At 69.6% G+C, this 20,278-nt stretch carries 18 protein-coding genes; 6 read left to right on the top strand and 12 right to left on the bottom strand.

What is annotated here, in order from left to right; all coding sequences use genetic code 11:
• The first annotated feature begins 272 nt into the window (after positions 1-272).
• Together ASG60_RS04685 and ASG60_RS04690 are read left to right on the top strand one after the other, a co-directional pair.
• On the top strand, positions 273-3,548 hold the full coding sequence (locus ASG60_RS04685) for a tetratricopeptide repeat protein (RefSeq protein ID WP_056384375.1): 3,276 nt from the start codon (positions 273-275) through the stop codon (positions 3,546-3,548).
• A gap of 129 nt (positions 3,549-3,677) precedes the next feature.
• Positions 3,678-4,130 carry a DUF3429 domain-containing protein gene (locus tag ASG60_RS04690; protein ID WP_056167449.1) on the top strand — a complete coding sequence of 151 codons (453 nt, stop codon included), beginning with the start codon at positions 3,678-3,680 and terminating at the stop codon, positions 4,128-4,130.
• A gap of 76 nt (positions 4,131-4,206) precedes the next feature.
• Here the strand turns inward: ASG60_RS04690 and pdeM are convergent, their stop codons facing one another.
• The 3 genes from pdeM to ASG60_RS04705 are packed head-to-tail and all read right to left on the bottom strand — an operon-like array spanning position 4,207 to position 8,514.
• Positions 4,207-4,920 carry a ligase-associated DNA damage response endonuclease PdeM gene (gene pdeM / locus ASG60_RS04695; protein ID WP_056167453.1) on the bottom strand — a complete coding sequence of 238 codons (714 nt, stop codon included), beginning with the start codon at positions 4,918-4,920 and terminating at the stop codon, positions 4,207-4,209.
• Positions 4,921-4,957: 37 nt separating this feature from the next.
• The gene (locus tag ASG60_RS04700) at positions 4,958-7,528 is read right to left on the bottom strand and encodes a ligase-associated DNA damage response DEXH box helicase (protein WP_056384404.1); all 2,571 of its coding nucleotides are present in this window, start codon (positions 7,526-7,528) and stop codon (positions 4,958-4,960) included.
• A 23-nt stretch (positions 7,529-7,551) separates the two neighbouring features.
• Positions 7,552-8,514, bottom strand: coding sequence for an alpha/beta hydrolase (locus ASG60_RS04705; RefSeq protein WP_056167456.1), 963 nt, complete (start codon positions 8,512-8,514; stop codon positions 7,552-7,554).
• Positions 8,515-8,719: 205 nt separating this feature from the next.
• Here ASG60_RS04705 and ASG60_RS04710 point away from each other — a divergent pair, with 205 nt between their 5' ends.
• On the top strand, positions 8,720-9,064 hold the full coding sequence (locus ASG60_RS04710; RefSeq protein WP_056167460.1) for a DUF6460 domain-containing protein: 345 nt from the start codon (positions 8,720-8,722) through the stop codon (positions 9,062-9,064).
• Positions 9,065-9,132: 68 nt separating this feature from the next.
• On the opposite strand, the gene ASG60_RS04715 is transcribed toward ASG60_RS04710, so the two are convergent.
• From ASG60_RS04715 to ASG60_RS04740, 6 genes are all read right to left on the bottom strand, one after another.
• Entirely contained in the window at positions 9,133-9,801 is a 669-nt protein-coding gene (locus ASG60_RS04715) for a L,D-transpeptidase (protein WP_056167464.1), read from the bottom strand.
• A gap of 199 nt (positions 9,802-10,000) precedes the next feature.
• Entirely contained in the window at positions 10,001-10,864 is an 864-nt protein-coding gene (nadC, locus tag ASG60_RS04720) for a carboxylating nicotinate-nucleotide diphosphorylase (protein WP_056384376.1), read from the bottom strand.
• A gap of 37 nt (positions 10,865-10,901) precedes the next feature.
• Positions 10,902-12,428, bottom strand: coding sequence for an L-aspartate oxidase (locus ASG60_RS04725; protein ID WP_056384377.1), 1,527 nt, complete (start codon positions 12,426-12,428; stop codon positions 10,902-10,904).
• Positions 12,425-13,447 (bottom strand): quinolinate synthase NadA, encoded by a 1,023-nt coding sequence (gene nadA / locus ASG60_RS04730; protein WP_056167472.1) that lies wholly within the window; start codon positions 13,445-13,447, stop codon positions 12,425-12,427. The genes ASG60_RS04725 and nadA overlap by 4 nt, the downstream gene beginning before the upstream one ends.
• Before the next feature lie 132 nt (positions 13,448-13,579).
• The gene (locus ASG60_RS04735) at positions 13,580-14,578 is read right to left on the bottom strand and encodes a hypothetical protein (protein WP_056261270.1); all 999 of its coding nucleotides are present in this window, start codon (positions 14,576-14,578) and stop codon (positions 13,580-13,582) included.
• A gap of 104 nt (positions 14,579-14,682) precedes the next feature.
• Positions 14,683-15,249 carry a sugar O-acetyltransferase gene (locus ASG60_RS04740; RefSeq protein WP_056384378.1) on the bottom strand — a complete coding sequence of 189 codons (567 nt, stop codon included), beginning with the start codon at positions 15,247-15,249 and terminating at the stop codon, positions 14,683-14,685.
• Between the two features lie 136 nt (positions 15,250-15,385).
• On the opposite strand from ASG60_RS04740, the gene thiE reads away from it, so the two are divergent.
• From thiE to ASG60_RS04755, 3 genes are all read left to right on the top strand, one after another.
• The gene (thiE, locus tag ASG60_RS04745; protein WP_056384379.1) at positions 15,386-16,096 is read left to right on the top strand and encodes a thiamine phosphate synthase; all 711 of its coding nucleotides are present in this window, start codon (positions 15,386-15,388) and stop codon (positions 16,094-16,096) included.
• A 27-nt stretch (positions 16,097-16,123) separates the two neighbouring features.
• Positions 16,124-16,930, top strand: a complete 807-nt coding sequence (gene thiD / locus ASG60_RS04750; RefSeq protein WP_056261127.1) for a bifunctional hydroxymethylpyrimidine kinase/phosphomethylpyrimidine kinase — start codon at positions 16,124-16,126, stop codon at positions 16,928-16,930.
• Between the two features lie 93 nt (positions 16,931-17,023).
• The gene (locus ASG60_RS04755) at positions 17,024-17,653 is read left to right on the top strand and encodes an XRE family transcriptional regulator (RefSeq protein WP_056167485.1); all 630 of its coding nucleotides are present in this window, start codon (positions 17,024-17,026) and stop codon (positions 17,651-17,653) included.
• A gap of 68 nt (positions 17,654-17,721) precedes the next feature.
• Here ASG60_RS04755 and ASG60_RS04760 read toward each other — a convergent pair whose 3' ends face one another.
• From ASG60_RS04760 to ASG60_RS04770, 3 genes are all read right to left on the bottom strand, one after another.
• Positions 17,722-18,306 carry an ABC-type transport auxiliary lipoprotein family protein gene (locus ASG60_RS04760; RefSeq protein WP_056167489.1) on the bottom strand — a complete coding sequence of 195 codons (585 nt, stop codon included), beginning with the start codon at positions 18,304-18,306 and terminating at the stop codon, positions 17,722-17,724.
• 103 nt (positions 18,307-18,409) lie between these two features.
• A complete protein-coding gene (locus ASG60_RS04765) occupies positions 18,410-19,492 on the bottom strand; it encodes an MlaD family protein (RefSeq protein ID WP_056167491.1) in 1,083 nt (360 codons plus the stop codon).
• Positions 19,493-19,554: 62 nt separating this feature from the next.
• Complete coding sequence (locus ASG60_RS04770; RefSeq protein ID WP_244474187.1) at positions 19,555-20,277, bottom strand: ABC transporter ATP-binding protein; 723 nt, start codon at positions 20,275-20,277, stop codon at positions 19,555-19,557.
• Between the last annotated feature and the right edge of the window lies 1 nt (position 20,278).

The following is a 20,278-nucleotide window of genomic DNA, read 5'->3' on the forward strand; positions in this document are numbered from 1 at the left end:
GTCACGGCGACACGCGCATCCGACCGGATCGCGGTACCGCTCGATGGATGGTTCATATCTAAACCATCCTGAGGCGAGCGGAAAGAGGAAACGGTCGGGAAACCGAATGTCGAAGTCGGCCGCGGCGCGGCTTCGGAAGCGGCTTCGGTTAACCCGCTATTTACCAAGAAAGTTAAAGGTCGGGTCAGACGATCCGACGTGGACCCGCGCCATCATCCGCCGGGGGCCGGCGCCGCGCATCGAGACCGGACCTCGCCGCATCAGGTTAGACGATGACACGCTCCGCCCCCATCGATCTCGACGGCTTCGACCCGGACATCCTCGACGCCGCGCGCGATGTAGCCCGGCGGGCCGGCGTCCCCGTCGAGACCTGGATCGCCTCCATCGTCACCCCGGATGACGTGGCCGCGCCGCAACGCGACGCTTCTTCCGGAACGACCCGGGAAGCCCCCGCCACACCGCCCGGCGCGTCCCCCGCCAAAGCACCCCGACAGGGGACTGCGAAGGCGAGTCGCGAGAACCCGTCGAAGCCGGCACCGAAGACCGCGCCGCCTGCGCCACTCCCCGACGCAAAGCCGGCGCCCGGCGCCGAGGCCGCCGAAGCGGGCTCCGAGGCGCCCGCGACCGCAACGCCGACGCCCGACGCGACGGCGCAGGCGCTTGCGGAGATGATGCAGCGCCTCGATGCCATCGATCGACGGATCGCTCAGGAGCAGACGGCCACGCAGACGGCGGCCAGCCGCACCATCGCCGACCTCCAACGACGCGTGGCGGAACTCGGCGAGCAGGTCGTCGCCCCCCGTCCCATCGGTCGGCGCGGCCGTTCGGCCGCCCTCGAAGTTCGGGATGCGGTGAGCGAGATCCGCCAGCGCCAGCGCGAACTCGATACCGGCCCTGCCCCCATTGCCACGGTCATCGGTGAACTGCGCAGCGAGACCAGCCGCCTGCGCGCCTCCCTCGACGGCGTGGCGACGGGCCGTGAGGTCGGCGTCCTGGAGGAGGCGATGCACGCCCTCGCCACGGGCGTCGACGGCGCCCCGGCACAGGCCGACCTCTCCGCCGTGACCGCCCCCCTCGATCGCATCCGTGCCGAGGTCGGCCGCTTGTGCGGCGACACGGCCCGTGAGGTGCAGACCCGCCTCGCCGCCGACCTGGAGACCCTCGGAGCGCGGGTCGATGCCGTCCTGAGCAACGGCCCGGACGCCTTCGCCGATCGCGAGGCCCTCGACGAACTCTTTCGTGAACTCCACGACATCCGCACCGCAATCGCGGGGCTCGCCGCGCCCGAGCGCATCGAGACCCTGGCCTCCGGCGTCGCTGCGATCAGCGCCGAGATCGCCCGCCTCCAGACCGGCGTCGGGGCCGATTCGGGCGTGGCCTCACTGCGTCCTCTGCTGGAGGAGATCCGGTCGGGGTTGAACCGCCCCGCACCGGGCGGCCTCGAAGACCGGATCGACGCCATGGCGGCGAAGCTCGACGCCCTGCGCGACGGCTCCGCCCTGAATGGCGGCCCGAACTCGGACGCGATCATCCATCGGATCGATGCGTTGTCGGCGAAGGTCGACGCCGTCCACGTCAACCCCGTCGGCGACCTCATCGAGCGTCTCGAAGGCCTCGGCGCGACCCTGCGCCGGCCCGTGTTGCCGGACGGCGACCTGGCGGCCATCCACGGTATGCTGCACGACCTTTCCGTGAAGGTCGACCGCATGGGGACGTCGGACACCGTCTCGGCGGAGGGGCTCGATTCCCTCGAGCATCAGGTTCTGGCGCTCGCCGCCCGTATCGACACCCGCGACAGCGACCCGGCCCTCGCCGGTTTGGAACGCACCATGGGTGACCTGCTGGCTCAAGTCTCCGCCCTGCGCGAGGAAGCGCCGCTGATCGAGCGGACCGGCCGCCACGGATCCGTCGAGACCCAGACGGATGGGAACGACCTCGTTCGCCTCCAGGCCGGCCTCGCCGACCTGCGCGACCAGCAATTCGCGTCCGAGCAGCGCCTGCAATCGACCCTGGTCGGAGTCCACTCGATCCTCGAACGCCTTGCCGGACGGGTCGGATCGACCGAATCCGGACCGATGTCGTCCGAGACGCAAACACCGGCCGAGCGTCTCCTCGGCACCGGTGGCATGCCCCCGACCAAGTCTGCGGCCAGATTCGCCGGCAAGCCGATCGCGCGAGCGAGCGTCCGCCCGACGGAACGTCCCATCGCCGACGCCGTTCTGGGCGACCTTCCCCTGGAGCCCGGGGCCCGGCGGCCCGGACGCGACCCGATCACCGAGGACGCGGAGCCCAACGCGTCCGCCGCCCTCGACGGCGACATCAAGTCCAGCTTCATCGCCGCCGCTCGTCGCGCCGCTCAGGTGGCGCAGGCGGAGGCATCCGGTACCGTGCAGGCGCCCCGTGCCCGGCACGGCTCCGATGCGTCCTCCTCGAGCGAGGCGGTCGCGTCGGCTCCGCTGAACGCCCGGTTCGCCCGCCTGCGCGCTGAACTCGATCGCCGCCGCAAGCCCCTGCTTCTCGGGCTCGCCGCCATCATCCTCGCCCTCGGTGCGCTTCAGGCCATCGGAACCCGAGGCCCGGCCCGCGAGACCGTCGCCGCATCGGCGGAGGCCCCGAGGACCGAAACACCCGCGGGCGCAGCCTCCGGCCTCCCGGACCCGGTCACCACCCAGTCACTCGCCGATCCGGCCTCGCTCAAGGAAGAGGTGGCCAAAGCCGACGCCACGAAGACGGATTCGGCGAAGACCGACCCCGCCCGGGTCGATGGTGCCAAGGCCGAAACCGTCCGATCGGGCACGAACCGGATCGTCCCGCAGGTGACTGCGATGGCGGCCCTGTCGCCCGATCTCACCGCCGTTCCGGCAAACTTGGCCTCCCTGCGTCAGGCCGCCATCGAGGGTGATGGCACGGCCGTCTACGACCTCGCCGCGCGCTTTGCCGACGGGCGCGGCGTGACGCGCGACCTCGCCCTGTCGCACAAGCTCTACGACAAGCTCGCGCAGGCCGGCTACGCGCCGGCCCAGTACAAGCTCGGCGGGCTCCATGAGAAGGGACTCGGCGTGCCCCGCGACCTCGCCCAGGCCAAACTCTGGTACGGACGCGCGGCGGAGCAGGGCAATGCAAGGGCGATGCACAACCTCGCGGTGATCCATGCGGAGACACCCACGGCCTCGGGCAAGCCGGACTACACCACGGCGGGGCAATGGTTCCGGCGCGCGGCCGAGTACGGCCTGCGCGACAGCCAGTACAACCTCGCGGTGCTCTACGCCCGCGGCCTCGGCGTGCAACAGGACCTCCAGCAATCCTTCCTGTGGTTCTCCGCTGCCGGTGCGCAGGGTGATGCCGACGCGGCCAAGAAGCGTGACGACGTGGCGGCCAAACTCGAACCGAAGGACCTCGCCACGGCGCGGGCCCTCGTCGCCGCGTTCAAGGCCAAGGTGCCCGATCCGGCCACCAACGAGGCCCCCACGGCTTTAACTGCGCCTCGGACGATGACCCTGCTCGGGGCGACGCCCCCGGCTCCGGTCACCCCGCCGCGACGCAGCTGAGAATTGTCACAACGCGTCCATCCTGTCGCGCGTGCGGGTATCTGCCGCCTTTCCTCGGGCGCCCCGAGGCGTTTGGATGGCGGACGCTTTCTCGCGGACGGCGGGGGCCGGCCCGAATGGGATTCACGGATGACGGGAGGGCCGAGGGTGCGGGTGACGACGGTGCCACCGGCGGCGGTGATCCTCGGGATCGCCGGCCTGATCCCGTTCCTCGGCTTCGCGTTTCTCTCCGTCAGCGGTGGCAATGCGGGCCTGAGCACCATCGGCCTCGATCCGCGCATGGTGTTGTCCACCTACGGGGCGGTGATCGCTTCGTTCCTCGGCGGAATCCGCTGGGGCGCCGCTGCGGCACGCGGCGGTGGCGGGGCCGATTACGCCATCGCCATCGTGCCGTCCCTCCTGGCCTGGGCGGCCCTGGCCATGCCGGCCCCATGGGACTTGCGGACGCTCGGCTGCCTCGTCCTGGCCTGGGGCTTCATCGATCAGGATCTTCCACGCCGCGGCCTCGTGCCCGTGTGGCTGGGCCGTCTCCGGCTCGTCCTATCGGTCGTGGCCGGGGCGTCCCTCCTCGTCGCGGCGTAGAACTCCCGGTGTGGGAGCTTGTCGTCGGCTTCCGTGAGAGCCGATGCGAGAAACGGTGCCTCGCGTACCCTGACGATCAGTCCTTCGCCAGCATGGACTTCCCGATGGCGAAGACCCGCCCATCCCCCAGGAGATGCGCGGTGAAGCCCGCCGGAAACAGCGGCTCGAACACCGGATTGCGCACGTTGAGACCCCCCGCATAGGCGCCGAAGGCCGGCATGATGAGGCGGCGACCGTCGGTGACGAAGCAGCGGCGACGCACGGCCCGACCCCGCATGGCGACCTTGCCGCACGGATGCAGGTGACCGGACACCTCGCCGTCCACCGCGTCGGGGGTCGGCTCGTGGCGGAGCGTGAGGCCGCCGAGCGTCAGGATCTCGGCGTAGCGCCCGCCCACCCCCTCGGTCACGGCGTGATCGTGGTTGCCGGCGATCCAGACCCAGTCGCGCCCCTCCTGCAGGGCCGCCACCATGGCGCGGTCGCCCGGCTCCATGCGATCCGGCCCGCGCGCATCGTGAAACGAATCGCCCAGAGCCACGACGCGGGCCGGGTCGAGGCGGGCCACCACCTCGTGTAGACAGGCCAGGGTCTCGCGGGTGTCGTAGGGCGGCAGGAACTGGCCCGAGCGCGCCGCGAACGCCGAGCCCTTCTCCAAGTGGAGATCGGAGACGATGAGGGTGCCGTGGGCGGCCAGCCACAGGCCGCCGCACAGGTCGAGGGTGAGGTGTTCGCCGGCAAGCGTCAGGCCGGGGGCCTTCGTGGTCTTCTCGAGTCGTGCGCCGAGCGCCAAAACCGCATCCTCGTCATCGGGTGAGCAGGGCGACACGTCAGCCGAGCGCCTCTTCGAGAAGCTGCGCCTCGGCCTCGGCCAGGATCTCGTCCGCGCCCTCGCCGTAGACCTTCTCCCGCCCGATTTCGAGCATGACGGAGACGGACAGGGGCGAGACGCGGTCCAAGGCCTTGTGGACGATTCGCCCCTGGATGCGCCTCAACATCACACCGAGGCGCTTCACGTCGAGGAGTCCGGTTGCCGCATCCTGCCGCGCCGCGCGCAGGAGCAGGTGGTCGGGCTGGTGCTTACGCAGGACGTCGTAGACCAGATCCGTGGACATGGTGACCTGGCGCCCGGTCTTGGCCTGCCCCGGATAACGGCGCTCGATGAGCCCCGCGATGACGGCGCATTGCCGGAATGTGCGCTTCATCATCGCCGATTCGTCGAGCCATGCCTCGAGATCGTCGCCGAGCATGTCCTCGGCGAACAAGGCTTCGAGGAAGTCCGACTCGGTGGCGATGCGCGCGCTGAGATCGCGGGTCATCCAGATGGCGATGCCGTAATCGTTGGCGGCGAAGCCCAGAGGCCGCATCCGTGCGCGCTCCAGGCGGCGGGTGAGGAGCATGCCGAGGGTCTGGTGCGCGAGCCGCCCCTCGAACGGAAACGCCGTGAGGTAGTAGCGCCCCGAGCGCGGAAACGTCTCGACCAGCAGGCCCGTCGGGCCGGGCAGCACCGAGCGGGTGCGCTGCTGGACGAGGTAGTCCGAGACCTGTTTCGGCAGGCGGTCCCACTCGAACGGATCGGCGATCATCGCCCGCACCCGCGCGGCGAGGAAGGTCGAGATCGGGAACTTGGCCCCGGCATAGGACGGGATCGCCGGGTCGGTGCCGGGTCCGGCACGGGTGGCGAGCGCCTCGTCCTCCATGAGGCCTTCGAAGCGCAGGACCTCGCCGGCGAACAGGAAAGTGTCGCCGGGGGTCAGCGTATCGGCGAAATCCTCCTCGATCTCGCCGAGGACCCGCCCGCCGCGCGGCAGCACGGCGCCGGGGCGTGCCCGGTTCGCCCGGGCGAGGCGGACCTTCACCTTGGCCGACTCGACGATGGTGCCGACGTTCATCCGGTATTGCTGCGCCGTGCGGGCGTCGCGCACCCGCCACAACCCGTCGGGACCGCGCAGGATCTTGGCGAAGCGTTCGTAGGCCCGCAGAGCGTAGCCGCCGGTGGCGACGTAATCGACCACCGCCTCGAAATCCTCCCAACTCAGGGTAGCGTAGGGGGCGGCCGAGACGATCTCGTCGTAGAGCCGGAGCGGGTCGAACGCGTCGGCACAGGCCATGCCGAGGATGTGCTGGGCGAGCACGTCCGGGGCGCCGAGGCGCGCATCCGGCGTGTCCTGCGCGGCGGCCTCGACGGCGTCCAGGGCCGCCTGGCATTCGAGGATCTCGAAGCGGTTGGCCGGCACGAGATAGGCCTTCGAGGGCTCGTCCATGCGGTGGTTGGCACGGCCGATGCGCTGCATGATCCGGCTCGCCCCCTTCGGCGCGCCGATGTTGACCACGAGATCGACGTCGCCCCAATCGATGCCGAGGTCGAGGGTCGCGGTACAGACGATGGCGCGCAACTGGCCCGCCGCCATGGCGGCTTCGACCCGGCGCCGCTGGGTGGCGTCGAGGGAGCCGTGATGCAGCGCGATCGGATACGACTCCTCGTTGATCCGCCAGAGTTCCTGGAAGGTGTACTCGGCCTGGAGCCGGGTGTTGACGAAGACCAGTACCGTGCGGTGACGACCGATGAGATCGTAGATCGCCGGCATCGCCTGCCAGGCGGTGTGACCGGCGAGCGGGAGCGTGAGCCCGGTGTCGAGCATGTGAAGGTCGGGCGCCGCGCCGCCCCGTACGACGACGAGGTCGGCCATGGGAGGCTCGGGCACGCCGGCTTCGTCAGCACCACCGTGCTCCCGCTCCTGGAGGGAGAGGGTTGGGGACCCGCGCTCGTCCGCCGAGGCGTGGCGCTGCGGCACGAGATACCGCCGCAGATCGTCCGGCTCCCGTACGGTGGCGGAGAGGCCTATCGCCGTCAGGCCCGGGCTGAGCCGGTGCACCCGCGCCAAGGCCAGGGACAGGAGGTCGCCGCGCTTCGACGTCACCAGGGCGTGCAACTCGTCGAGCACGACGCAGGACAGATTGGAGAAGAGTTCGGACGCCTCGCGGTGAGCGATGAGGAGCGCAAGCTGTTCGGGCGTGGTCAGCAGGATGTCGGGCGGTCGCTCGACCTGCCGGGTGCGCTTATGGGACGGCGTGTCGCCCGTGCGGGTCTCGACTCGGATCGACAGGCCCATCTCGGCAATCGGTGCTTCGAGGTTGCGGGCGATGTCGACGGCGAGCGCCTTCAGGGGCGAGATGTAGAGGGTGTGCAGGCCCCGTGATTTCTTTGCCGGCGGACGTTCCGCCAGGGCCGTGAGGCTCGGCAGGAAGCCCGCAAGGGTCTTGCCGGCGCCCGTGGGGGCGACCAGCAAGGCGGAGCGACCCGCGCGCACGATGGCGAGCAGGTCGAGCTGGTGCGGGCGGGGTGTCCAGCCGCGCGCGGTGAACCAATCCGCGAACCGGTCGGGCAGGACCTCGGGCAGCGCATGGTGCGGGGGGGTGGCGCTCAGGCGAGGGCCATGAGGAAACGATCGATGAGCTCCAGGGCCCGCTCCGTCAGGGCACCGGGATAGCGCACGAAGACGTGGCACCCACCGGGATAGATCGCCGTATGGCCGCCATTTCCGGCAGCGGCCCAGCGCGACGACATGTAGAGGGTGTCGTCGAGGAGGGGGTCGTGGGTGCCGACGGTGAACAGGGCCGGGGGCAGTCCGGCGAGGTCGGCGTAGAGCGGCGACACGTCGGGGCGACGGCGATCGATGCCATCCCGAACGTAGTCGTTGGCGAAAGTGGTCAGATCCTTGGTGTTCACCACGAGGCGCTCGTCGCCCCAATTGCGCACGCTCGGGGTCAGGCCGAGGTCGAAGAAACCGGCATTGAGGTTGGCACCCCGGAAAGCGCGCGGCAGACCGTGCCGGTCACGCAGGCGGAGGAGGGTCATCACGGCGAGATGGGCGCCGGCCGATTCGCCACCGATGGTGAGGGCCGTGATGCCGAGTTCCGCCCGACCCGGACCGGCGAGCCACAGGGCGGCGGCCTCGCAATCCTCCAGGGCCGCCGGATAGGGGTGCTCGGGCGCGAGCCGATACTCGACGGACAGACAGACGAAGCCGCAGGTGTCGGCAATCCGCTCAAGCCACGGGTCCTGCTCGTCGGCAGCGCCCCAAACCCAGCCGCCGCGATGGATGTGCAGATAGGCGCCGCGCGCCTTCGGCCACTTTCTGGCATCGGGGCGGATCATGCGAAGCGCGAGCGGACCGCCCGGCCCGTCGATGGTCACCGTTTCGGCTCGTACGCTGCGGGGCATGGCCGGCGAGGCCTTGGTGCCCTGGCGGCGGCGTTCGCGGACCGCCGCGATGGGGATCGACCACGGGTCGGCCTGGGCCGCATGTGCCGCGATGATCTCGGCGTTGAGCCGTTTGGTGTCCGGATCGATCGTCGCCGGGTCGAACAGGGCGTGGTCGATCATGAATCGCTTCGTTTCATCGTAAAAAGAGGTCGTTCCAACTTGGACCGCGCAGCCGGCATTGCCACCTGGGCTATCGACAGCAACCCGCCTAACGCCCGAGCGTCCGTCCGGTTTCGCCAAAGTGTGTCGATTCGGTCACGCTTCCGCCGGCTTCGGGGGGTTGAGAGACCGCATTCGCCGCGCGCCGCAAGGAAACCTTCGCCCGATGAGCCTCGATCACGATCCGCGCCGCCCGCAGCCGTTTCCCGGCCAGCCCTATGCCGGCGCCTATCCCGAACCGGGTCGTCGCTCGGCCCTTCGCCGTTTCCTCGGCGGTTCGCCGGCGGCGGTGTTCGCCAAACTGCTGTTCCTGTCGATCCTGGTCGGCGCCGTCATGGCCATGCTCGGGGTGACGCCGGGCCTTCTGTTCTGGCACGCTTACGATGCCGTTCGAGCCCTCGTCGATCTCGGCCTCGACACCTTCCACGATTTCGGACGCTGGATCCTGGCTGGCGCCGTGGTTGTGGTGCCCCTCTGGCTGCTGTCGCGATTCTTCGCCGTTTCGAAGTGAGGTCAAGAACGAAGAAAGGCCGGCGTTTCCACCGGCCTTTCTCGAATGCCCGCTCGTGAGCGAGCCGTTCAGCGAACCACGATGACCTTCGCGCCGACCTTGGCGCGGGTGTAGAGGTCGGCCACGTCGTCGTTGGTCATGCGGATGCAGCCCGACGAGACGGCGGTGCCGATGGTTTCCGGCTCGTTGGAGCCGTGGATGCGGTAGATCGAATTGCCGAGATACATGGCGCGGGCGCCGAGGGGGTTCTCAAGGCCGCCCTTCATGAAGCGCGGCAGATCGGGACGGCGACGCAGCATCTCGGCCGGGGGACGCCAATCGGGCCATTCGCGCTTCATCGTGATGGTCTGAACGCCGCCCCAGGTGAAGCCGGGCCGGCCGACACCGACGCCGTAGCGCAGGGCTTGGCCGTCACCGAGCACGTAGTACAGGCGACGCTCGGCCGTGGAGACCACGATGGTGCCGGGGGCGTAATTGCCGGAATAAGCCACCTGCTCGCGCTGGATCGCCGACATCTGCGGCACGGCCGAGGCCATGGGGTCGGCCGGCGACAGCGATGCGTTGGAGGTCGGCACGGCGACGACGGCCACCGGCTCGGCCTGCGGGCGCACCCGCAGGACCAGGGCGTTGTCCAGGGGCTGGCGGGTTAGAGGGTCGATCTCGTAGGCGGCAGCGGGCGATGCCCACGCGCCAAGCGCACAGGCGAGCCCGGTGAGGGCGGGGGCGAAACGGCGCATCGGGGCCTCTCGAGGGCAGTCGGAAATCACGGCGATCAGCTCGACGCACGGTACCGCGCGAAGAATGCCCAAGACGTAAACGCTGGGGTTTCAAAGCCAAGCTCTATCCGCGGTGCAGCATCGCTTGCCGCGACGTCGTGACTCCATGGCCACAGTGTGGCGCCTTGGCCGTAAGGTCCTTCGGTTTCAGGCCAAACCTTCAAGCATTGTCGAGACCGAGATCGATGATCGGCGCGCTGTGGGTGATCCAGCCGCAGGAGATCAGATCGACGCCAGACGCAGCCACCGCCCCGACGGTCTCGCGGGTGATCCGGCCCGAGGCCTCCGAAATGGCGCGCCCGTCGATCATCCGCACGGCCTCGCGCAGTTGATCTGGGTTCATGTTGTCGAGGAGCACGGCGTCGGCGCCGACGGAGAGGGCCTCTTCGAGTTGGGCCAGGGTGTCGACCTCGCACTCGATCTTGACGAGGTGGCCCACATGGGCCCGCGCCCGGGTGATGGCCGGGACGATGCCGCCGGCCACCGCCACGTGGTTGTCCTTGATGAGCACGGCGTCGTCGAGGCCGAAGCGGTGGTTCGAGCCGCCGCCGGCCCGGACCGCATGCTTCTCGAGGGCGCGGAGGCCCGGCGTGGTCTTGCGGGTGCAGACGATGCTGGCCCTGCCGTGCGGCCGCGCCGCCGTGACGAGGCCCGCCGTGGCCGTGGCGACACCCGAAAGACGGCACAGGAGATTGAGGGCCACCCGCTCGGCGGTGATGATCGCCCGCGCCGGGCCGGACAGGCGGATCACCACGTCGCCCGGCGCCACGGTGGCGCCGTCGCCGCGAACCACCGTCACCACCACGGCCGGATCGATGAGGCCGAAGGCGAGGACGGCGGCATCGATGCCGGAGATCACGCCGTCCTGGCGGGCGGCGATGACGGCGTTCATCGTTAAGGATGCCGGCACGATGGCGTCGGTGGTGATGTCGCCGGCCCGGCCGAGATCCTCCAGCAGGGCTGCCCGCACGATGGGCTCGACCATGAGGCGGGGCAGGGGGACGAGGTGCAGATCGTCGGTCATGGAAGCCCTCCCGGGCGTTTCGGGCAGTGGGCCGGAATCAGGCGAAGGCGGGTGCGTCGACTGCCGAAGAGCTCAGGACTTCGGCCAAGGTCGTTTCGGTGTGCCGGACCGGAGCTTGATCGGGACAGTCGCTGCGCCAGTGCGCCCCCCGGCTCTCCCGACGCGACAGGGCCGATGTGGCGACCACGAGCCCGACGAGGGCGGCGTCGCAGCCGGCCTCGGCTGCTGGCATCAGCCGACGGACCGCCTCCGCGAGGCCGTCCGCATCGCGCACGACGCCGACGCGTTGCTCCATGATGGCGCGGATCGTCGGCAGATCCGACGCCGGACGGGGCTGCTCCGGCACCGCCTGCGCGGCCCCCGGGAACGGAACGGCCTCGATGGCCTCGGCGATCCAGGGCGCGAACGCCATGGCTTCGAGAAGCGAATTGCTGGCGAGGCGGTTGGCGCCGTGCAGGCCCGTGGACGCGACCTCGCCGCAGGCGAACAACCCCGGTACGGTGCTGGCGCCGCTGCCATCCACCCTCACGCCGCCCATGTGGTAGTGCGCCGCCGGCCGCACGGGGATCGCCTCGTGCTGCGGATCGATGCCGGCCGTCGCGCACAAACCGGCGACCGTGGGAAACCGCGTGGCCATGCGAGCGCCCAAGGCGCCGCGGCAGTCGAGGAACACCTGCGTGCCCCGTGCTTGCGCCTGAAAGATCGCCCGGGCGACGACGTCCCGGGGCGCCAGATCCCCACCCGTGATGCCGGCCATGATCGGGGCACCCAGTCCGTCGACGAGCCGCGCGCCCTCGCCGCGCAGGGCTTCGGTGGCAAGCGGCATCGGATCGGCGCCGACCGCGATGGCGGTGGGGTGGAACTGAACGAACTCCATGTCGCGCAGGCTGGCACCGGCCCGGGCCGCCAGGGCAAGGCCGGCCCCGGTGGCGCCGCGCGGATTGGTCGTCGATGTGTAGAGCGCACCGATCCCGCCGGTGGTGAGCACCACGGCGCGGGCCGCCAGACGCAGCCGCGTACCGCCGCGCTCGCACACAACGCCCGCGATCGCACCCTGACGGTCGTGCATCAGATGACGCGCTTGCGCCACGACCACGTCGATGGACGGCGTGGCGGACACGGCCCGTACCAGGGTCTCGAGGACGAGACGACCGGTCGAATCGCCGCCGGCTCGTACGATGCGACGGCGGGAATGGGCAGCCTCGAGCCCGAGCGCGAGGGCCCCGACGGTATCCCGGTCGAACGGGGCATTCAGGCCGACGAGCCATTCGATGAGGCCAGGGCCGGCCGCCGCGACGCGTTCGGCGACCTCCGGCTCGCTCAGGCCCGCGCCCGCCGCCAGGGTGTCGGCGGCGTGAAGGGCCGGTGCGTCGTCCTCACCCATGGCGGCGGCGATGCCGCCCTGCGCCCAGCCCGTGGCGGTGCCGAGCCCGAGGGGACTCGCCGTGACCAGTGTGACGGGACGCGGTGCGAGGCGAAGCGCCGTCGCGAGACCGGCGACGCCGGCTCCGATGACGATGACGCGGTCCGGCGTCGCGAAGGAGAAGGGTGCGTGCGCGTTCATCGCGGCCGCACCGCGAGCATGCGCTCCACCGCCAAGCGCGCCCGGTCGGCGAGTTCGGGTTCGACCGTGACCTCGTGAGTCAGGGTCTCGAGGGCGCGGCGGATGTTCTTCAGGCTCATGCGCTTCATGTGCGGGCACAGGTTGCACGGCTTGATGAACTCGATGTCCGGGTTGGCCGCCGCGATGTTGTCGCCCATCGAGCACTCGGTCACGAGCACCACCTGCCGGGGGCGCTTCTCGGTCACGAAGTTCATCATCATCGCCGTCGAGCCGGAGAAATCGGCTTCGGCCACCACGTCGGGCGGGCATTCGGGATGAGCGATGACCGTGACGCCCGGATAGCTCTCGCGCACGGCGTGGATATCCGCCGGGGTGAAGAGTTCATGGACTTCGCAATGACCGGCCCAGGTGAGGATCTCCACCTCGGGCACCAGGGCCTGCACGTTCTGGGCGAGGAACTCGTCGGGAATCATAAGAACGCGGGGCGCGTTGAGGGACCGAACCACGTCGACGGCATTGCCGGATGTGCAGCAGAGGTCGGATTCGGCCTTAACGGCCGCCGACGTGTTGACGTAGGTGACGATGGGAACGCCGGGATACTTTTCGCGCAGCCCCCGCACATCGGCGGCGGTGATCGAATCGGCGAGCGAGCAGCCGGCGGCCATGTCCGGAATGAGGACGGTCTTGCCCGGGTTGAGGAGCTTGGCGGTCTCGGCCATGAAATGCACGCCGGCCAGCACGATCACGTCGGCATCCACCGTCACGGCCTCGCGAGCCAGCGCCAAACTGTCGCCGACGATGTCCGCCACCGTATGGAAGATTTCCGGCGCCTGATAGTTGTGGGCGAGGATGACGGCGTTGCGCGTCTTCTTCAGTTCCAAGATCGCCGCAACGTCATCGGCGAGCGCCGGCCATTCGATGGCGGGCACGTGCCGGGCGACCCGCGCGTAGATATCGGGCAGAGGCAGGCCGGCATAAACCGCGGGCGCCGGAGTGATCGGAAGACTGGTGGCCGCCATGGATGCGTCCTCACTTATGCTCAAAATGAGCATTGTGCCGACTAACGTAGGGGCCCCATTCGCACTTGTCTAGATATGCTGGACTTGAGCATAACGTTTTTGCAGCGCACCCTCGATGGTGCGCCGCGGCTGTCAGGTGGGGCGTTTCGCCGGCCTGAGGCGGAAGCCCGGGGCAGGGCGTTCGAGGAGGACTTCGCGCCGGAACCGAACGAGGCGGGCCGGCCTGCCGGTGGCACCGCTGGTGACCCCATCGGTCTCTTCGACCAGACCCTGCTGAGCGACGAGCCGGCGGAAGTTCTGCTTGTGCAGATTGGTCCCCGACAGAGCCTCCACCGTGCGCTGAAGCTGGAACAGCGTGAAGGTCGGCGGCATCAGCTCGAAGACAACGGGCCGATACTTGATCTTGCCACGCAGGCGCCCGATGGCGGTGGCAAGCACCCGGCGATGGTCGAACGCCATGGGTTGTCCGGTCACCGGGAGGTCGGCAGGGCTCGCGGCACCCGACTGGCCTTGCGCCTCGGGAATCAGGCCTGCCTCGAACAGCAGTTCGTAGCGCTCCAGCACGCGCTCCTCGTTCCAGGTGCCGTCGCACAGGCCGAAGGTGAGGCTGAGGCGATCCTCGCGCCGGCGCTTCAGCTTCGGGTCGCCGGTCCCGCCGGCCCAGGCGAGGAGTTTCGGCTCGATCTCGGCCAGGGCCGCCGGCCGGCCCTCGCGAAAATCCTCCCAGGGCAGGTAGCGGTACCAGTTGCGCCACGAAGCCTCGGCGAGACCGCCGGGTCGAACCTCGCGAACCAGCGCGAGATAGGCCACCGACAGGGAATGCAGGCCCTGACTCTCGTCGCCCTGACGGTCGCGGTCGCCGAAGGTGTAGAGCTGCTCGACATAACCCAGGCGCTGATGGGTCTGGCGCTCGACCCACGCCCGTAGGCCGCGTTCCAGGGTCGGGTGCTCGGGCACGAGGGGCCCGGCGGGCAGTCCGTCGGAACGGCCCGGCGCCTGCCCCTCGACCTGCACTGTCAGGGCCCGCGGCTCGCCGTCCGTCGCGGCGATGATGACGGCGACGAGCCCCACGGCGGACGGGTTGACGAGCGAGGCGTTGTCGCGCCCCTGCGAGTCCTTCACCGTCGTCACCTGGTCAGCCTCCATCTCGCACCGCGTGCCTTTTGCACATCGTGCCGCGTGCTCATGGCACATCGCGCCGCCGTGATGAACGGCCAAACGGCATGGCCTATGGGTCAGGCTTCCTCCCGCCGGGGCAAGGGCCGGGCCGGGTTTCCCACCACCGTATCCCCCTCGGCCACGTCCCGGGTCACCACGCTGCCGGCGCCGACGATCGCGTGATCGCCGACGGTCACCCCCGGCAGGATGAGGGCGCCGCCGCCGATCCAGACGTTGCGGCCGATCCGGATCGACCGCGCGAACTCCAAACCGGCCTCGCGCGAAGCGGCATCGCGGGGATGATCCGCCGTGAGGATCTGGACCCCGGGCCCGATCTGCGTGCGCGCGCCGATATGGACCGGGGCACAATCGAGGATCACACAGCCGAAGTTGAGAAAGACATGGTCCTCCAGAGTGATGTGAAGGCCGTAATCGCAGTGGAAGGGCGGCCGGATGACGGACTCGTCGCCGACGGCCGCGAAGCGCTCGCGCAGGAGCGTGCGCCGGTCGCCGGGCGACAGACCGAGGGCCGCGTTGTAGCGCACCATCCAGGCCTTGCAGGCGCCGGCATCGGCCTGAATCTCGGGGTCGTCGGGATGATAGAGCTCGCCCGCGAGCATCTTCTGTTTCGGCGTACGGTCCATGCGGATCCCCCAATTGTGTTCGCCCCACCAACGCCGCCCCACCGGTCAAGCTCCCGAGCTTCCACCTTCGCGGGCCCTTGCGGCATGGGCACCAGCCCGTAAGACGAATGGGACGGGGCTGACCGGGGAGAACGCTGTGATCGGACGGGACGACGCGCCGGGGCGCACGGTGCCGGTGGATCTGCGCCTCTACGGAATCCTCGACACGGGATTCTGCGGCACCGATGTCGGGCGGCTCGCGGCACTGGCGAGCGCGGCGGCGCGCGGCGGCTGCACCCTCCTCCAGTATCGCGAAAAAACCATCGACGATGCCCGTGCCGCCCTGGCGCGCATCCGGGCGATCCACGAAGCCCTCGCGGGGAGCCATGTCCCGCTCCTCGTGAACGATCGCGTCGACCTCGCCCTCGCCGCGGGCGTCGAGGGCGTGCATCTCGGCCAGTCCGATCTCCATCCGGCCAATGCGCGCCGCCTCCTCGGGCGCTCGGCCATCGTCGGCCTGACCCTGAAGACCGGTGCGCAGGCCGACGAACTCTACCGGCTGCCGGTGGATTACGCCTGCATCGGCGGTGTGTTCTCCACCGCGAGCAAGGACAACCCCGACCCGCCCGTCGGCCTCGATGGCCTCGGCCGCATCCTGTTCCGGGGCCGCCTCGCGCGGGGGCAGAACTTCGCCCTCGGGGCCATCGCGGGCATCGATTCGAGCAACGCGGCGGCCGTGATCGCGGCCGGAGCGGACGGAGTCGCGATCATCTCCGCCCTGTTCGCCGGGGACGATGTCGAGGCGCGGGCGCGCGACCTGCGCCACCGGGTCGATTCGGCCCTCGCCGCCCGCGGCGCGGTTCCGTAAGGTCGTCGCAGGACGCAAAGGCACGCCATGACCCCCATCGCCGTCACCATCGCGGGCTCGGATTCGGGCGGGGGCGCCGGCATCCAGGCGGACCTGAAGACCTTCGCGGCCCTGCGCGTCTACGGCGCCAGCGTCGTCACCGCGCTGACAGCCCAGAACACACAGGGCGTCCAGGGCATCCACGACGTACCGGCGGCCTTCGTTGCGGCGCAGATGGACAGCGTCTTCGGCGACCTTGCGGTGACGGGGGTGAAGATCGGAATGCTGTCGCAGGTCGCGACCATCGAGGCCGTGGCGGCGGGTTTGCGCCGGCATGCCCGGGATATTCCCATCGTGCTGGATCCCGTGATGGTAGCGACGAGCGGCGACCGGCTCATCTCGGAGGACGCGGTGGAGGCCCTGCGCCACCTGCTCCTTCCGCTCGCCGATCTCGTCACCCCCAACCTGCCGGAAACCGGAACGCTGATCGGCGCCGCAGCGCCGAGGAGCGAGAACGAAGCCGTGGCGCAAGCACGGCAACTCCTGGCGCTCGGAGCCCGGGCGGTTCTGGTGAAGGGCGGCCATGGGGAGGGCGACGAAAGCGTGGATCATCTGCTGTGCGCCGATGGAACGTTGCGCCGGTTCGCCGCTCCCCGGGTCGCCACCCGCAACACCCACGGCACCGGCTGCACCCTGTCGGCGGCGGTGGCGGCAGGGCTCGCGCACAAGCGCCCCCTCGTCGAAGCGGTCAGGGACGCCAAACGCTACCTGACCGCCGCCCTCCAGGCGGCCGATACGATGCAGGTCGGGCGAGGACACGGACCGGTTCATCACTTCCACGCCCTGTGGACCTGAGACCACTGCCCGCCTTGCGCGTGTCCGAATTTTGCGTTTGAAGTACCGCACATTCGTTCGATGTACGGAACGATCCGGCGGGTTACAGGGACAATGGACGATCAGGTGACGACCCCCGAGCGCGGGCGGCAGCGGGATATCCTGACGGGCGCCCAACTGCTTTCGGGTCAGCTCGGCAAGACGATCCAGCGCTTGCGCAAGGCCTACAACCTCTCGCTGTCCGAACTCGCGGAGCAATCGGGGGTCGCGAAGTCGATCATCTCCCAGATCGAGCGCAACGAGACCAACCCGACCCTGGCCACCATCTGGCGCTTGAGCCAGGCACTGGACGTGTCCATCGAGCGCGTGTTGGCGACCAGCGACGAAGAGCCGTTCATCGAGAAGACCTCGCGCGCCGACACGCCGATCCTCGTCTCGGACGACGGCAAGGTGCGGCTCGCCATCGTCGGGTGGATCAAGACCGTCGAGTGGCTGCAATGGTACGAGGTGTCGGCCGATCCCGGCGGCATCCTTGATTCCGATCCGCACCAGCGCGGCTCGGTCGAATCCCTCACGGTCACCACGGGGCAGCTCGAAGTCGAAGTCGCCGGCACGGTCCAGCGCGCCCGCGCGGGCGAGACCCTGCGCTATCGCTGCGACCGTCCGCACACGGTGCGCTGCATCGGTCCGGAGCCGGCCCGCGCCATCATGGTGGTGATCATGAAGGCGGCCGTGATGGAATGATCGTTTGGTGGACACACCGCTCTCGGGAATGAGCGCTACGTCCGCGAACGATCATCCGTCCGAAGGCCTCAGCGGCCGGAATTCACCCACACGACCATTTCGCCGAGCACCCGCGCGAGCGCCGCGTCGAGCCCCACGGCGGCCGAGGCGACATCGACCTTCGCCACCGGGATGCGGGCCGTGAACACCCGAGCGGCAACGACCTTTCCGGTGCCCTCGGCGATGATCTTGGCGGAGAGGTCCACCACTGCCTCGCCCGAGCCCGCAGCGATATCGAAGGCGCGGATCTCGGAGATGAGCTGGAAATCCGAGACGATCTTGTCGCCCGGCCGGCTCACGGACTTCAAGCGACCGGAATTTTCGAGGCTCTGGATCAGGCGCGTCTGGATCAGCCGCGGCAGCCGGTCGGCCCATTGGGCGCCGCCGAGGAAGGACAGGGCTCCGCCGGGCTCGCGCACGATGATGCGGTCGGCCTCGAACGGCTGGATACCGACGGGCTCGGCCACGGTGACGGAGCGCGCGGACGCGCTGACCCGACCCGAGGGCGGGAGCGCGGCGAGGTCGAAGGTGAGCGGCACGGCGCCGCCGCAGCCACCGAGGGCCACGGCGAGCAGGCTCACGCCGAGGGCGAGGGCCGGTGAAAAGTGGGTCATACGCGATCCGGACTTCGCAGCGCGACAGGCTGCGAGGGACAAAATACGGCAAAGCTCGTTTCGTGCCGTGCGCCGGGACACCCTCATCCCGGCAAAACAGCATTCAACGACCACCGTTGTATTCCGGCAACGACGGCTTGCCGCCGAAGATCACCTGGCTCGGGTCGCGCTCGAGGTTCTTCACCGTGCGGTTGAGGGTGTTGAGGGTGCGCTGCCCGTCCGTGGACAGGGCTTCGACCTCGCGCCGACCCGTGCCGCTGAGGCGGTTGAAGCTGGTTGCGATGTTCGACGTCCGTTTGTCGAGGTTCTCCGACAGGGTGCGGAACGCCTTACCCGCGTCGCGAACGGAGATAGCGGCCTCACGCACCTCCGTGAACGTGCTGGTCCCGGCGGAACCCGAGGCCGAACCGAGGAAGCCCTCGGCCCCCTTCAGTACGGCGTCGACGCGGTCGGCCGAGGTATTGAGCTTGGCCATCATCCCGCGCGCGTCCCTGAGGGCGCCTTCGATGTCGGGACTGCCGGCCGCCAGCGCCGCCGAGAAGCGATCCGCATTGTCGATGACGCGGTTGAGCTTCTGTCCATCGATGGCCTTCACCAAGCCGCTCACGGCCGGTCCGGCATCCGCCAGGGTCTTCGAGAACGCCTCGACGTTGGCCAGCGTCCGGTTGATGGCGCCCTCGTTGCCGGCCACCACCTTGTCGAGGCGCTGGAGTACGTCGTCGGCCCGTTGGGCGATCTGCTTGGCCGCCGCCATCATGTCTTGGATGTCGGACGAATCGGCGAAGATCGTCGGCATCTGGTCGCCCGTACCGGTGCCCAGGGCCGGTGCATCGGCGTTGCCGCCGGACAACGAGATGGTGGAGACGCCGGTCAGCATCGCCGAATCGAGGCGCGCGCGGGTGTCGGCGCGGAGAGGCGTGGTCCGCTCGACCTCGACCACGGCGACGACGCGGCGCGGGTCCTGCGGCAGCAGGCGCACGTCCGTGACCTCGCCGACCTTGATGCCGTTGAACGCCACCGTCGAGCCCTTGGCCAAGCCCCCGACGCTGCCGGAGAAGACGATCCGCACGGCCTGACGGGCCTGGCTGCGCGAGCCGCCCTGCAGCCAGAACACGAAGCCGAAGGCCGCGACGAGCACGGCGAGGGTGAAGGCGCCGATCAGGGCGTAGTTCGCGCGAGTCTCCATCGGATCAGCGATTGCCCGGGTTCGGGGTGGACGCGCGGTGCGTCACCACACGGTGAAGGGGATCAGGCCGCCGCATGACGCGTGCCGTTGGGGATGACGGCGCGGCCGCGCTTGCCGTGGAAGTAGGAGCGCAACCACGGATGGTCGCTCTCCAACATCTCCGAAATGGTGCCTTGCGCGATGATCTGGCCGTCGCCGAGCGCCGCGATGCGATCGCAGGCGGTGTAGAGGCTATCGAGGTCGTGGGTGACCATGAACACGGTCAGGCCCAGGGTCTGCTTCAGGGTGGCGACGAGTTCGTCGAACTCGCCGGCGCCGATGGGATCGAGGCCCGAGGTCGGTTCGTCGAGGAACAGGATCTCCGGGTCGAGGGCCAGGGAGCGGGCCAAGGCCGCGCGCTTGATCATGCCGCCGGAGAGTTCCGACGGAAGCTTGTCGGCGGCATCGGGCTTGAGACCAACCATCTCGATCTTGAGACGCGCGAACTCGTCGAGCAGGCGCTCGGACAGGTTCAGGTGCTCGCGCATGGGCATCTGGATGTTCTGCTTGACGGTCAGCGCCGAGAACAGGGCGCCCTGCTGGAACAGTACGCCCCAGCGCTGCTCGATCTGCCGGCGCCGGGTGACGGTGAGGCCGTCCACGTCCTCGCCGAACACGGTGATCCGGCCCGACCGCTTGGGTACGAGACCGAGGATGGTCCGGGTCAGCACCGACTTGCCCTGGCCCGAGGGTCCGACGAAGCCCAGGATCTCGCCCCGGCGAATGTCGAGGTCGAGGCCCTTCATG

This window comes from Methylobacterium sp. Leaf469 (genome assembly GCF_001424745.1).
Taxonomy (GTDB): domain Bacteria; phylum Pseudomonadota; class Alphaproteobacteria; order Rhizobiales; family Beijerinckiaceae; genus Methylobacterium.